A 13,059-nucleotide genomic window follows, 5' to 3' on the forward strand; every position below is an offset into this window, starting at 1 on the left:
TCCGGTACGATTAAACCTGCTCCGATGAGATATGGAATTTCTCCTTATTGCTGCAAACACACTGCTTAAACCCCGTTTCGATACGCCCGTTCTTTTCCTTGTTTCCTCGCAAAATGTATCGTTCTCCGCACGACGGGCAATAAATCGTTACTTTGTACCGGTCCCTGGCACTCACACTTTTTCAACCTCCTCTTGGTCATATTTTGTACCAAAAGCGGTCCGGATAGACCTGTTTAGCGCGACCCGGCTGCGATCCAGGGCAACCGTCCATAGAAAAATCATAAACGGAATCATCAGCCATGGCCATACGTTTCCTCCGACCATTAAAATAAAATCATACGTGCCGTGCAGCAATACAGGAATGAGCAAGCTAAGCACCAGGTAAAACCGCTGCCTGGAAAGGGGCTCAGCAAATTTCGCTTTGCCCAAATAGTATCCCATGAGGACGCCGAACAGACCATGGCTTGAGACAGGCAGGACGGCCCGATAGAATGCGGTAGATAATCCACCATGGCTTACCAGGTAGAAAAAGTTTTCAATCGTGGCAAACCCAACAGATACGGCGGCGGCATAGACAATTCCGTCATACGGTTCATCAAACTCTACGTGCTTGTATGCTGTATAATAAATAATAAACCATTTGAAGAATTCTTCTAAAAAACCGGCAATAAAAAAGGATTGGCCTACTTTTCCCAGCGTTAGCTCTTCCTGAAACCCATACTGTATAACCATAACGGGAAATACAAGGAGAATGCCGATAATAAAGCTTTTCACAACCATATGCAGCGGCTCGGTTTCATACTTGTCTTTTAAGTAAAAATAGCTCAAAATTGCAATACCAGGGGCTATCGCTGCTCCCATGGTCGATAACATAGCTTTCGACTCCCTTTGAATTACATAATAATTAGCGAATGAATTTATTTCTTGTCAGTTACATTTCTTATTCTTTCATCGTACCATGGAATAGGGGTGAAGGAAATACAATTTCTGGAGGAAAAAATGAACAGAGGAACACCGGAGACACGGAAAATCATCATTATAAATACAGGCGGAACGATTGCGATGGAAACGGACGATGCAACAGACTCCGTTAAACCGGGAGAAGAACATCCTCTTCATACGATCGAACCGCAATTAAAACAGTATGCTCTAGTTAAAATGGTCGATTTATTTAATGTGCCCAGCCCTCACATGACGCCTGAAATGATGCTTGTCCTCTCGCAAAGAATTGCCCAATATGCGGCAGATTCTAACATTACCGGCATTGTCGTAACACACGGGACAGACACACTGGAAGAAACCGCTTATTTTCTCGATCTTACCCTTGCCACAGAAAAACCCGTCGTAGTAACTGGAGCGATGCGCTCGAGCAACGAACTTGGGGCGGACGGCCCTGTAAATCTCGTGCAATCCGTCAGGGTAGCAAGCGATGAGGAAAGCCGTGGCAGAGGCGTGCTCGTTGTTTTTAACGATGAAATCCATGCCGCGCGCCACGTCACGAAAACCCATACAAGCAACGTGGCTACCTTTCAATCACCCCAGCACGGAGCCGTCGGGCTCGTAGCGAAGAAGAGCATCTTCTATACCCAGCCTGCCGTCCGGACACCCGTTTACAATGTTTCCAAAGCGGAAAAGGTCGTCCCGCTTGTTAAGATGGTGACAGGAATGGACGCCCGGTGGCTGCAGTTTTTACTTGAACAGCCGATCGACGGACTCGTTCTGGAGGCATTCGGTGCCGGGAACGTTCCGCCTTCTATTTTACCGGTACTAACCGCTTTGACTAGAAGGGAAATCCCGATCGTGATGGTTTCGCGCTGCTACAACGGATACGTGCAGGATTTATATGGCTATGAAGGCGGGGGCGCCCAGCTGAAACGAATGGGCATTATTTTCTGCAATGGCCTAAACGGCCAGAAGGCGCGGATTAAACTTCTTGCAGCGCTTGAGCAGGAGCAGAACCCGCATGAGCTTGCCAGCCATTTTTAAAAAACAAATAAGGTGAGAGTGCCAGGAATTGCCCGCATCCTCACCTCTTATATCAGCTTCGCTTACCGGCAATGTGGCTCGCGATGAATCGTCCATGCATTCGTCCCGTTTCAATGAATACTTCGTTGGCGTTTCTTCCGGAGGCAATTACGCCTGCGATGTAGATGCCGGGAGAAGAGGTTTCCATCGTATCCGGATTAAACAACGGGATTTCTTGATCGTCTCCCCGGAAAGCTACGCCAGCCTCACGCAGCATGCTTCGATCCGGACGAAATCCGGTCAGAGCGAGGACGAAGTCATTGTCCAATTGCTCTTCTGCACCATCTGTGGATACGATAATCGCTGACTCCGAAATGCTCGTGACACGGGAGCGAAACCGCATCGTGATAAGGCCTTTATTAACCATACTTTCAAATACCGGACGAACCCACGGTTTAATGCTTGGCGAGTAAGTTTCTCCCCGATACACGACGGTCACATCGGCTCCGGCCCGCAGCAGCTCCATCGCCGCGTCAATCGCTGAGTTACTACCGCCAATGACAGCCACCTTCGTCCCTGTATAAGGATGGGCTTCACGAAAATAATGCGTAACCTTCGGCAGCTGCTCGCCGGGAATGCCGAGCAGGTTCGGATAATCGAAATACCCGGTTGCCACTATGACATATTTCGTGGTTACGGTGCTTATGTGTTTAAATCGATCTTGCACGGTTAGTGCATACGTCCCGTCAGGCTGCGCCTCTATCGCGATTACCTCATGGTAGGGACGAATATGGAGTCCGCTCCGGTTTGCCACATTTCGATAGTATGTTAACGCTTCTGCCCTTGTCGGTTTTTCATTGGGCGTGGAAAAAGGATAATTCCCAATCTCAAGCAGCTCTGCAGTACTGAAAAATTGCAGGTTCGCCGGGTATAAATAAATCGAGTGAACCACCGATTCCTTTTCGATGATAAGAGGCTCGATACCGATTTTTTGCAGTTCTAGCGCGGCGGATAATCCGCAAGGGCCCGCGCCAATAATGACAGCTTCTTCCAAGTCAAATCACCTCTTAGCAATAGCTTATGTTAGGACGAGCAAAACAACAGTACTATAATAGCATACAATGCAAAAAAACCTCCACATGATTGCAGAGGATTTTTTGTGTTCCGTTCCGTTCCGTTTCGTTATACCCAGCCGCGGAACTGGCTTGCTTCCGCCATCTTGCGCACCCCGACCATATAGGCGGCAAGCCTCATATTCACTTTGCGTGAAACATGCACGTTATATACGTTGTCGAAAGCGCGGACAAGCACCTCACGCAGCCTGTTCTCCACTTCTTCTTCTGTCCAGTAGTATCCCTGGTTATTCTGTACCCATTCGAAATAAGAAACCGTTACACCGCCGGAGCTGGCCAGTACGTCCGGCACCAGAAGAATTCCGCGTTCTGTCAAAATTTTCGTCGCTTCCAGCGTTGTTGGTCCATTCGCAGCCTCAACAACAATGCCCGCCTTGATGTTATGAGCATTGGATGCCGTAATCTGGTTTTCAATCGCGGCCGGGACAAGGATATCACAGTCTAATTCAAACAATTCTTTATTGGAGATTGTATTGTTAAACAGTTTCGTAACCGTACCGAAAGAATCTCGGCGGTCGAGTAAATATTCAATATCCAGCCCATCTTCATCGTAGAGCGCACCATAAGCGTCCGAGATGGCGATCACTTTAGCGCCTGCATCATGCATGAACTTCGCCAGGAAGCTTCCTGCATTTCCGAAGCCCTGCACGACAACGCGGGCGCCCTTTAGTTCAATTCCCTTCCTCTTCGCCGCTTCCTCGATGCAGATCGTTACACCTTTGGCTGTGGCCGTTTCCCTTCCCTGGGAGCCGCCTAGCACGATCGGTTTTCCTGTAATGAAACCCGGTGAATCAAATTCACGAATCCGGCTGTATTCATCCATCATCCACGCCATGATTTGCGAGTTCGTAAACACATCCGGTGCTGGAATGTCTTTTGTAGGACCCACAAGCTGGCTGATTGCGCGTACATAACCGCGGCTTAGCCTCTCCAATTCACGGAAAGACATTTCGCGCGGATCGCAAATAATCCCGCCTTTTCCGCCGCCGTAGGGGAGGTCTGCAATGCCGCATTTTAGACTCATCCAAATGGAAAGTGCTTTCACCTCATCCTCTGTTACCTCCGGATGGAAGCGAACGCCGCCTTTGGTCGGACCAACCGCGTCATTATGCTGCGCACGATAGCCGGTAAACACTTTTGTGTCCCCGTTGTCCATACGGATTGGAATGCGAACAGTCAGAATACGCATTGGTTCTTTAAGCAGTTCATACATTTCCGCCGGATAGCCCATCTTGTTCAGCGCTTCCCCAATTACAGTCTGTGTAGATTGGAGGACGTTTAAATTTTCTTGCTGTTCTGCATTCCCATCTGCAGAAGAAGCCACTTGCTTATCTATTTCTCCCATGTTTACCACCTCAAAAGTTATCTCATAAAATAAGACCATAGAAAGTATAACTCTTTCATTTACGTTTTGGAAGGTACAAAACTTGCTTTTTCCTTATCGAAAACAAAAGGAATTTCTCCAAGTGAACCGTACCGGTTCTTGTATACACATATGTTAATGTTTTCTTTGCCCTGTTCTGCCTTCTTCTGGTCCTTCTCCAGCATGAGGATAACATCAAGGGAGGCTTCTACTGTCGGCGACAAATCTTTGGCGTTCCCCTGCTCAATAGGGGCAGATACAACGACCGGGATGTCCCACTTCCTTGACCATTGATGGAGAAGGTAAGCGACGACCGACAAGTTTCCCGGTGTTAGTCTTCCCTCTTTGTCACGAATCGGAACGCGCTGAATGTGATCGATGAAAATAACCGGCTCCTTTCCAAGTGACTGTGTGATCTGTTCAACACTTTCCTCAATATCCTGCAGTGAAGTATCCACTTTGCCTTCGATCGTAAACAGGCAGTTTGCGATTTTTTTATACTCCTGGTTGGCCGCCTGAATCTGTTCGGGGTCAACGTGGCCGATGAGAACCTCCTCAGGGGACACCTGAAGATAACGCGCCATAGAGCGGGCCCAGAGCTCGAACGTTGTCATATCCCATGTTACATATACAACCGGAATTTCCTGCTCTGCGATTTGATCTGCGATCTGGCGCATCAGGGTGGATTTGCCGCTTGAGACATACCCCAGTATCATGTAAAGCCCGCCGCGCAGGCCTCCTAGCAGTTGTTTGTCCAGCGGTGCAAATCCCGTGCGAATTCCGTTCACCTCATCCTTATGCCGGAGGCAGTATTCCTCCATAAAAACTGCCAGATTTTTTGCATCGGATGCAATCGGTTCTTTTATTTTTTCTTCCACCGTTTCGCGAAGCAGTTCAACAAACTTCTTCTTCGGTTCTTTAGCCTCCGTGAAAAGAGCATTTACATTTCGAATCCCCTCGGGAAGATAAAGAACATATACTTCTGTAGCTTTACCTGCAAGCATGTCATATATGTGCTTACTCTCTCTTCGGCTGGACTCATCATTCGGATAGCATATAAACACGCGTTTGTTCTTCAAAAGATCTGCATGCATTTCCCGGAACACATTGTATTCAGGAACACAAACAGCAGGGATGTCCGCCTGCTCAAGCGTAAGCACATCAAAAATATCTCTGCACAGCATGATTTCTTCTTCATCTTCGAGTATTTTCTGATTGAAAAAGCTATCATTCTTTCCAAGCAATGTCTTATTTTTCGGTTTTACTTCATGAATAGGCTGCCCAATTAAATCGACAACCGTACCCCTCGTATCATACATCGGAAAGACAAGGCAATTCATAAAATACCCGCCCAGCTTTCCCTGGTTCGCACTAAAGCCGATTTGCGAACTTTCAAACCCTATATGATATTTCTCGGCCGTTTCCATCTCAATCCCTTTTCTCTTCAGAAAGTTAATCGCGTGTGGCGAAAGGTGCTCTTCATAATAAGTGACAAGCGTTTCCAGGTCCTCTTCTGATATCGGCTGTGGGATGACAAGTTCTTCTTCTTGGTCTGGCACATGTTACACTCCCTTCGTAATTCCTAGTGCGTCCGTTTCACCCAGCATGTTCACCATCCTTACGCTAGATCGTGAGTGTTATGAACAGGAGACGTATGCGCTATTTATACTCCCTACCACATATTCAATATGTAAAACGGTAAAACCTTTCCAGATCTTCACCACAAAAAAGGAAAAAAGAAAGTTCATTCCACTTGCCTTTCCCTTCCGCGAGGAAGGAAGAACTGTCCGCTCCACCTCCTGCGAGCAGCGCCCACCAAACATCTGGGTAGTTCGGGGCGGGAGACAATGGTGGGCTTCTTCTGCTCTCCGGGAGGCTCCGCTGGGTCAGGAAGGCCGGTCAGCATGGACTGCCCTTCCTTTTTTCTAACGTTTTTGACCTTGCGGTCTTTTTTTCTACTACTTTAAAGCAACATATACTCTTTAATAACAAAAAAACACACAGCATGCTGTGTGTTTTGTCTATGCAAGAGATATTATGAAAAATAGCGGCAAAGAATCTGAACGGCATCTGTTGGCATAACGACGGTTCCATATTCCTGCAGAACATGCTTCGTCGTTGTCGATGCTTCCCCATATTCGGATAGAACGGCAATCAAATTCTCATACTGTTCTTTCTCCATATCGACTTCTTCAAATACGAGGTAATATCTGCCGTTGTACGAATAGGCGCTTCCTCCGTCCACAACTTTATCCTGAATACGATGAGCAAGCTCAATCAGATGTTCAAAGTCCTGGAAAACGTAGACAACGTCGTCACTTTCTTCGAGCGTTACCTGCATTTCATATATATCATCATAATCCGCCTCATCAGTGAGATCGGCTAATTCTGTCTTGCCACGGGTTACGATAACGACCATCCCTTGAGCAGGAAGCGAGAAAACTTCCACTGCAACCGGTCCGCTCACGGTGAAGCCTACCTCATCATGGGCCTGATCCATCATGTCATTAAATAGCTCATGCACTTTAGGAATATCACGCCACATGTCATCTTTCTCGATGCCTCTCTCGACGAGATCATCAAAAGTTAAAAAGATTCTTATTTTATCCTGACTTAGACGTTCAACGCGCATTAGGACCCCTCCCTCCGTAAATCCGGTGGTAGTATTAAAATACGTAATATAATCGTATTTTGTTCAAAAATATTTATATTTTTAATGATACCATGTTGCATGAGAATGGTACAAGATGCTCATATAAATATATTGCCATTGTTACTTGTTCTACCACCTTTTTTTCATAAAGAAAACTTGGCTAGCGCCAAGCCATAGGCGCTGGCGATAGCCTTAGTTGCCCTTATGTAGATAAGAAAGTTATACTTTCTTATCTACCAAAAAACACCCGGCGCTAGCGAGTGTTTTGAATTCTTGAATTTTGGCCTGGATCGTTCTTGACAGCTGGCGGAGCTCCCTTACGTCCCCCTGGGCCCGCATTTCCCGGAACCTGTTTTGAAATTGTGTCGCTTCAATGACAAAGCCCTGCTGGTATAAAATTTCAATCCCCTGCAAAATTCTCGATACAATGTTGGATTTGTATTCAAACATCTGCTGGGCATCGCGAATCTCATCCCGTATCTCCGACATTTCCGTATCCAGTAAATATGCGGCTTCCGCTGCAGTCCGCAGACGCTCTTTAATGTCGTCCGGAATGTTTTTCTCATATTTATAGCTTAAGGAATGCTCAATGGTAGCCCAGAAATTCATTGCAAGCGTACGAATCTGTATTTCCGCGAGAATTTCCTTTTCTCCAAGCGAGGTTTGTACAGGGTATTTAATAATCATATGGTGGCTGCGGTATCCGCTCGGTTTCTGATTGTTTATATAATCCTTTTCATATACAATCGTCATATCTTTTCCGTTTCGCTGGTGAATAAGCTCAACGACACGGTGGATATCCTGTACAAACTGGCACATGATTCGTATGCCCGTAATATCCTCCACTTCCTCCAGTCGGTCCATAGGGATATGTAATTTATTCGCCTTTTCCAGAAGGCTCGATATCTTCTTTATCCGGCCTGTAACAAATTCTATTGGTGAATATTCGTTTCTTTTCTTTAATTCTTTACGAATACTTCTAAATTTAACTTTCAATTCTTCAACCGCCTGCTCATAAGGGATGAAGAATTGTTCCCAGCTTCTATCGTCCACCAGACATTTTGCCCCCTTCTTATAGCAGCATCCTTTTGTATTTTATCATATTCTATTTAAATTGAAATTGCGAATGCGAAGGGGCCTGAAGAAAGAGAAAAAGAACAGCACCAGGCGGGCTGTTCCTTCCAAACTATTTTATAGATATTCGTTCTCATGCTTCGCCTTCAAGCGAGTCCAGCGGCGTTCTACCTCGCCCGAAAACGCTTGAAGCATGTCGCTGTATTCCAATTTCGTCATGTGCTTTGTTTTTCCCATTGTACCGAGCCACTCTTTTACTTCAATCCGCTTTCCTTTTGCCTCAGGGTCATACGTAATATTCGTAATGCCCTGCTCTATTTCATAAAGCGGGAAGAAGCACGAGTTTACCGCTGCTCCAACAATAGATTCACCCTGCTCATCCGGAGATTTCCAGTTCAGCGGACACGCAATGAGAATTTTCCCGTATACAAGGCCGACGTTTTGGGCATACCACTGTGCCTTCGCGGCTTTCTTAAGCAGATCCTGCGGGAATGCCTCCGTGCCGGTAAAGACATACGGAATATTCGTTGCGGCCATAATTTGCGCCGTATCTTTGTGGTGGAACGCTTTACCGCCCTGGAACTTGCCGACGTTTGAAGTGGACGTCATATGGCCAAGCGGAGTCGAATACGACAACTGGCTGCCGGTATTCATGTAGCCTTCATTATCATACTCAAGAATAATCATTTTATGGTTGCGAAGTGCGGTTCCGATCGCCGGACCCATTCCGATGTCCATCCCGCCGTCTCCCGTAACCATGACAAACGTAAAATCATCGGAAACTTCAATCTCACCCCGGCGTTTTTTCTCAAAGAACATTTCAACCATACCGGAAAGAGTCGCCGCACCGTTCTGGAATAAATTATGGACAAAGGATTGTTTGTGCGAGCTATACGGGTATCCGGTCGTTACAACAAACGCACAGCCGGTCTGGAAAAGAGCGACAATATCCCCTTCAATTCCTTTAAAGAACATTTCAAGGCCCGGGAAGATGCCGCAGCCAGGGCAGGCTCCGTGTCCGGGCGCGATGCGTTTCGGCTTGCCGGTCAACGCACGCAGCGGTGGGATTTTTACATCAAGCTTTCCTGTTTCTTCATTCGGTGTCACCTTAATAAGGCCGGACTTAAATGCATTTCCATGCAGTGGTTCAAGCACCCGCTTCGGGGTAAGGTCGGGATTCCCCGGTGTTTGGCCATAATAATCGAACGGTTTTGGAGCATATCCAAGTTCAGCGGCTTCGATGGCAAGATGGAAGAACGCTTCCGCATCATCATGATAGAAGTCTTTTCCGCCCACACCGAAAACGCGGCTTACAACAATCGTGCTGTTTCCCGGAATCTCCTGAAGCGATGCTTTCAGTTCGTGCGTCAGGTTGGCACCGTGGCCGCCATACGAATCAGCACGCTCCCCGATTAAAATCGCCTTGAGGTTTTTGCAGGCTGCTTTAATTTCTTCTGCTGGCCACGGACGGATGATATTCGGGCTAATGACACCCGCTTTAATTCCCTGTGCCCCGAGTTTGTCAGCCACATCTTTCGCCGCATCGGAGGCTGAATTCAATAGGAATACGGCGACTTCTGCGTCTTCCATCCGGTATAAATCAAGCGTTTCGTATTTTCTTCCCGATATTTTCTCATACTCAGCAGCGATTTCTTTAAAAATATCACCGGCACGGTACATTGCTTCCGACTGCTGATAATTGTTGTTAATCAAATCCGGATCATTCATGTACGGGCCAACCGTCACCGGATTTTCCGGGTCAAGAACATGTACATACTGCGTCGGCATTTCACCGACAAAGTCCTGCACCGTTTTCCGGTCGGCAAAATAGTTCACACGGCGCTTCTGGTGAGAAGTAAAGAACCCGTCATACGCTACCATAACCGGCAGGCGTACATCTTTATGCTCGGCAAGGCGAAGGGCAATAATGTTCATGTCATAAACTGCCTGCGGATCTTTCGCAAGCAGAATGGGCCAGCCGATATTCAAGCCGTAGTACAAATCAGAATGATCGCCGCGAATATCGAGCGGTCCGCTGATCGCCCGTGTAACAAGGTTCAGAACCATTGGAAATCTTGTTCCTGATTGCACCGGCAGCTGCTCAAGCATATATAGAAATCCGTTTGCGCTTGTCGCATTGAACACGCGTCCGCCGGCGGCAGCGGCTCCATAGCATACTCCCGCGGAGCCATGCTCGCCATCCGCCGGAATGAGCACGATATCGTGCTCGCCTCTTGTTTTCATTGCATCGAGGAACTGGGCCACTTCCGTCGATGGTGTAATCGGGAAATACCCCATTAAATGATAGTTAATTTGCGCAGCGGCCATGGCCGCCATTTCATTTCCTGATTCAAATGTAAGTTTTTGCTCCGGCATTACTTCATTTGTCACCTCAGGTAATGCGGCCTTTTCTTTTTCAAAATCAATTGCCATTGTATATCCGTCCCCTCTCCCTATTAATTAGAGGCCAAAACAAACTTATGAGGTACTCTGTTCTCTTCCGCGTAGCCGATTTCTTCCCGCATTTCTGTTAGCGCGTCCACCGGACAAGCCTGCACGCACTTCAAGCAGCCTTTGCAGTATTGATAATCAATCCCGGATAGAAACATTTGCGGACGGCCCTTTTTGTCCGTTCCTTCTTCCCATACGAAACAGAAATCCGGACACACCGTGTCGCATGCTGCACAGTGAATGCACTTGCTGTCGTGATATTCCGGCAGGAATCCCTGGCGGCTGCCGCTTAAGTCCTTCAGTATGCTATTCCCCGGGTTGATGATCGCTCCGCCCATCGGCTGCGTCGCGTATCCGAGGACAGGTTCCGGGCGAACAAACGCCTTTCCTGCTGACCCTTCCGGCACTTCATATGTTTTAAACTGGACTTCGTTAAATCCCCGATCAAACGTGCGAAGATTCGGTTCAACAAAATGCGGATACTTTTTCTCGAACGTCTTGCGAATAACGTTTCGCATCGCCTCCGGATCGAGGAAGTCACACACGCGGAACAATGCACCGAGCATGGCTGTATTTACTTTCGTCTTTTCCTCCACCGCGATTTCAAGCGCGTCAATGACGGCCAGCGTCCCGTATTCGAGGTGTAAATCTGCGCGCACCCCATCGAATTGGCGGGTTGAGTTTACGAGTACAATCCCATGTGAATCCAAACCGGAGACAACATCGACCGTTTTATACAGTGCCTCATGAAAAACACCGACAACATGCGGACGCTCAATCGGGCTCGCCGCCCGGATCAGCACATCCGGATCGCTGAACCGGATGAACGCCTTTACAGGCGAGCCTTTTTTCTCCGAACCATAGGAAGAAAAATTCATTCCATTTAGCCCAAGCCCAAGCACTCCGGCTTCCGCCAGCATTTTCCCCGCAAGGTTCGCTCCAAGTCCCCCGATCGATTCCAGACGAATCTCATAAAAACCTAAATCATTTTTCTTTGGAAGTATCGACATCCCATACGCCTCCCTATTTAATCCTCAAAACAGATGTAAGCAGGACATGAAACACTTTTCCCCATCCCATCTCAACATTTAATTATTCATAAAATGTTATACATAATAAAAAACAAAATTGTCTTACATCTTTTCAATTCAAGATTATAACAGATATATTTTTTCATAACAACAGTTTTCGTTTGTTTAAAAGCGGATTTTTTCCTTGCTTTTTTAAAGCGCTTACTTAACTTATACTACAAGTAATATTTATTTTTATATAGATTTTTATTTTTGATATCAGTTATGTAACAATATTTATTTTTTTACTATAACAGTATCTTATTAACACTATAATCACTGTGTTAATTTAACAAAATAAAAAACCCGGCATTGCCAGGTTATGCATAAATTCAATAATTTCACCTTCCTGTATTGGTACAAATGTTATTTGTTTTACTACAGATACTGTTATCATTCCTGAAGGCTTTTATGAATCCAAATAGCAGCCTGTGCCCCGTCTCCGATGGCTACGGTAAGAAGCTGTGAATGGGCGGCAACATCACCTGCGGCCCATACATACTTTACGTTTGTTTCTTTCGTGCGCCCGTCGACCGGAATATGCCCATTCTCCAGCCTTTCCACACCAAGCTGGGCTGCAATATCCGATTCGGCCTTACTTCCGCCGAATGCGATAAACCCTTTTTCCGCCTCCACGATTTCTCCATCCCCAAGCTCGATACCGGAAAGCCGCTCACTGTCAACCTGATGTACGGAGCTGATCCGGCTTTTTATGATAGTGACCCCATTTTCTTTGCACTTCGTTTCCCAGTGCTTGGACACGACATACTCTTCCGGTTCATGGTTAATATAGGTAATCTGATCGCTCCAATACTGCAGTACACACGCCATGGCTGCACCAGCGTTGCCCGTACCGAGCACGACGGCCTTCTTGCCTTTAATTTCGTATCCGTCACAGTCCGGGCACACATAAACAGCCGAGCCGAGCACCTGCCTCAATCCATCAATCTCCGGAGGAATGCGGTCGGTAATCCCCGTACTGATAAGCAGCCGCTTTGCCTGTACAACCTGCCCGCCTTCACACGTAATCGAAAAAGATTTATCTTTGCTTTTTGCAGCAGACACTGCTTTATCTTCAATAAACTCAACGCCGACCTCCCGTGCCTGGTCCCGCCCTCTTTCCCGAAGTTCGGGTCCGCTGATTCCTTCCGGCCAGCCAAGCACATTGCCATATTTCTTTGCTTTCGTTGAACGTCCTGCATGGTTATCAATCACCACCACGCTGTGCATGTAACGGCCTAATTGAAGCGCCGCCTGCAGCCCGGCAATTCCTCCCCCGATGATTGCGCAATCATACATGTATGCATCCTCCTTCCGTTTGATAAAAAAGCCGTCTTATTGGTTTACCCA

At 47.0% G+C, this 13,059-nt stretch carries 11 protein-coding genes; 1 reads left to right on the plus strand and 10 read right to left on the minus strand.

Translation table 11 applies throughout. The features are described from left to right. Nucleotides 1-10: 10 nt before the first annotated feature. Nucleotides 11-175: a hypothetical protein gene (locus MBEAL2_RS32260; protein ID WP_173427715.1), complete on the minus strand. Its 165-nt coding sequence runs from the start codon at nt 173-175 to the stop codon at nt 11-13. Next, entirely contained in the window at nt 172-873 is a 702-nt protein-coding gene (gene prsW / locus MBEAL2_RS12580; RefSeq protein ID WP_047152651.1) for a glutamic-type intramembrane protease PrsW, read from the minus strand. The genes MBEAL2_RS32260 and prsW overlap by 4 nt, the downstream gene beginning before the upstream one ends. Before the next feature lie 126 nt (nt 874-999). On the opposite strand from prsW, the gene MBEAL2_RS12585 reads away from it, so the two are divergent. After that, on the plus strand, nt 1,000-1,986 hold the full coding sequence (locus tag MBEAL2_RS12585; protein ID WP_047152652.1) for an asparaginase: 987 nt from the start codon (nt 1,000-1,002) through the stop codon (nt 1,984-1,986). A 52-nt stretch (nt 1,987-2,038) separates the two neighbouring features. Here the strand turns inward: MBEAL2_RS12585 and MBEAL2_RS12590 are convergent, their stop codons facing one another. From MBEAL2_RS12590 to MBEAL2_RS12625, 8 genes are all read right to left on the minus strand, one after another. Beyond that, entirely contained in the window at nt 2,039-3,019 is a 981-nt protein-coding gene (locus tag MBEAL2_RS12590; RefSeq protein WP_047152653.1) for a YpdA family putative bacillithiol disulfide reductase, read from the minus strand. Between the two features lie 128 nt (nt 3,020-3,147). Further along, a complete protein-coding gene (locus tag MBEAL2_RS12595; protein ID WP_047152654.1) occupies nt 3,148-4,443 on the minus strand; it encodes a Glu/Leu/Phe/Val family dehydrogenase in 1,296 nt (431 codons plus the stop codon). 59 nt (nt 4,444-4,502) lie between these two features. Then, nucleotides 4,503-6,020, minus strand: a complete 1,518-nt coding sequence (locus tag MBEAL2_RS12600; RefSeq protein WP_052947684.1) for a DnaB-like helicase C-terminal domain-containing protein — start codon at nt 6,018-6,020, stop codon at nt 4,503-4,505. A gap of 476 nt (nt 6,021-6,496) precedes the next feature. Next, on the minus strand, nt 6,497-7,093 hold the full coding sequence (locus tag MBEAL2_RS12605) for a genetic competence negative regulator (protein WP_047152655.1): 597 nt from the start codon (nt 7,091-7,093) through the stop codon (nt 6,497-6,499). A 240-nt stretch (nt 7,094-7,333) separates the two neighbouring features. Continuing rightward, nucleotides 7,334-8,167 carry a GTP diphosphokinase gene (gene yjbM / locus MBEAL2_RS12610; RefSeq protein ID WP_047152656.1) on the minus strand — a complete coding sequence of 278 codons (834 nt, stop codon included), beginning with the start codon at nt 8,165-8,167 and terminating at the stop codon, nt 7,334-7,336. A 138-nt stretch (nt 8,168-8,305) separates the two neighbouring features. Next, nucleotides 8,306-10,621, minus strand: a complete 2,316-nt coding sequence (locus MBEAL2_RS12615; protein WP_047152657.1) for a thiamine pyrophosphate-dependent enzyme — start codon at nt 10,619-10,621, stop codon at nt 8,306-8,308. 23 nt (nt 10,622-10,644) lie between these two features. Then, nucleotides 10,645-11,649 carry a 2-oxoacid:acceptor oxidoreductase family protein gene (locus MBEAL2_RS12620; RefSeq protein ID WP_047152658.1) on the minus strand — a complete coding sequence of 335 codons (1,005 nt, stop codon included), beginning with the start codon at nt 11,647-11,649 and terminating at the stop codon, nt 10,645-10,647. 453 nt (nt 11,650-12,102) lie between these two features. Beyond that, nucleotides 12,103-13,008 carry an NAD(P)/FAD-dependent oxidoreductase gene (locus tag MBEAL2_RS12625; protein WP_047152659.1) on the minus strand — a complete coding sequence of 302 codons (906 nt, stop codon included), beginning with the start codon at nt 13,006-13,008 and terminating at the stop codon, nt 12,103-12,105. Nucleotides 13,009-13,059 lie beyond the last annotated feature (51 nt).

This window comes from Aneurinibacillus tyrosinisolvens, assembly GCF_001015055.1.
In the GTDB taxonomy this organism is placed as follows: domain Bacteria; phylum Bacillota; class Bacilli; order Aneurinibacillales; family Aneurinibacillaceae; genus Aneurinibacillus_A; species Aneurinibacillus_A tyrosinisolvens.

Bases quoted from the DNA above. Each gene is read 5' to 3' on its own strand.
- prsW (WP_047152651.1), bottom strand. From the start codon at position 873: ATGTTATCGACCATGGGAGCAGCGATAGCCCCTGGTATTGCAATTTTG.
- MBEAL2_RS12585 (WP_047152652.1), top strand. From the start codon at position 1,000: ATGAACAGAGGAACACCGGAGACACGGAAAATCATCATTATAAATACA.
- MBEAL2_RS12595 (WP_047152654.1), bottom strand. From the start codon at position 4,443: ATGGGAGAAATAGATAAGCAAGTGGCTTCTTCTGCAGATGGGAATGCA.
- MBEAL2_RS12605 (WP_047152655.1), bottom strand. From the start codon at position 7,093: ATGCGCGTTGAACGTCTAAGTCAGGATAAAATAAGAATCTTTTTAACT.
- MBEAL2_RS12615 (WP_047152657.1), bottom strand. From the start codon at position 10,621: ATGGCAATTGATTTTGAAAAAGAAAAGGCCGCATTACCTGAGGTGACA.
- MBEAL2_RS12620 (WP_047152658.1), bottom strand. From the start codon at position 11,649: ATGTCGATACTTCCAAAGAAAAATGATTTAGGTTTTTATGAGATTCGT.
- MBEAL2_RS12625 (WP_047152659.1), bottom strand. From the start codon at position 13,008: ATGTATGATTGCGCAATCATCGGGGGAGGAATTGCCGGGCTGCAGGCG.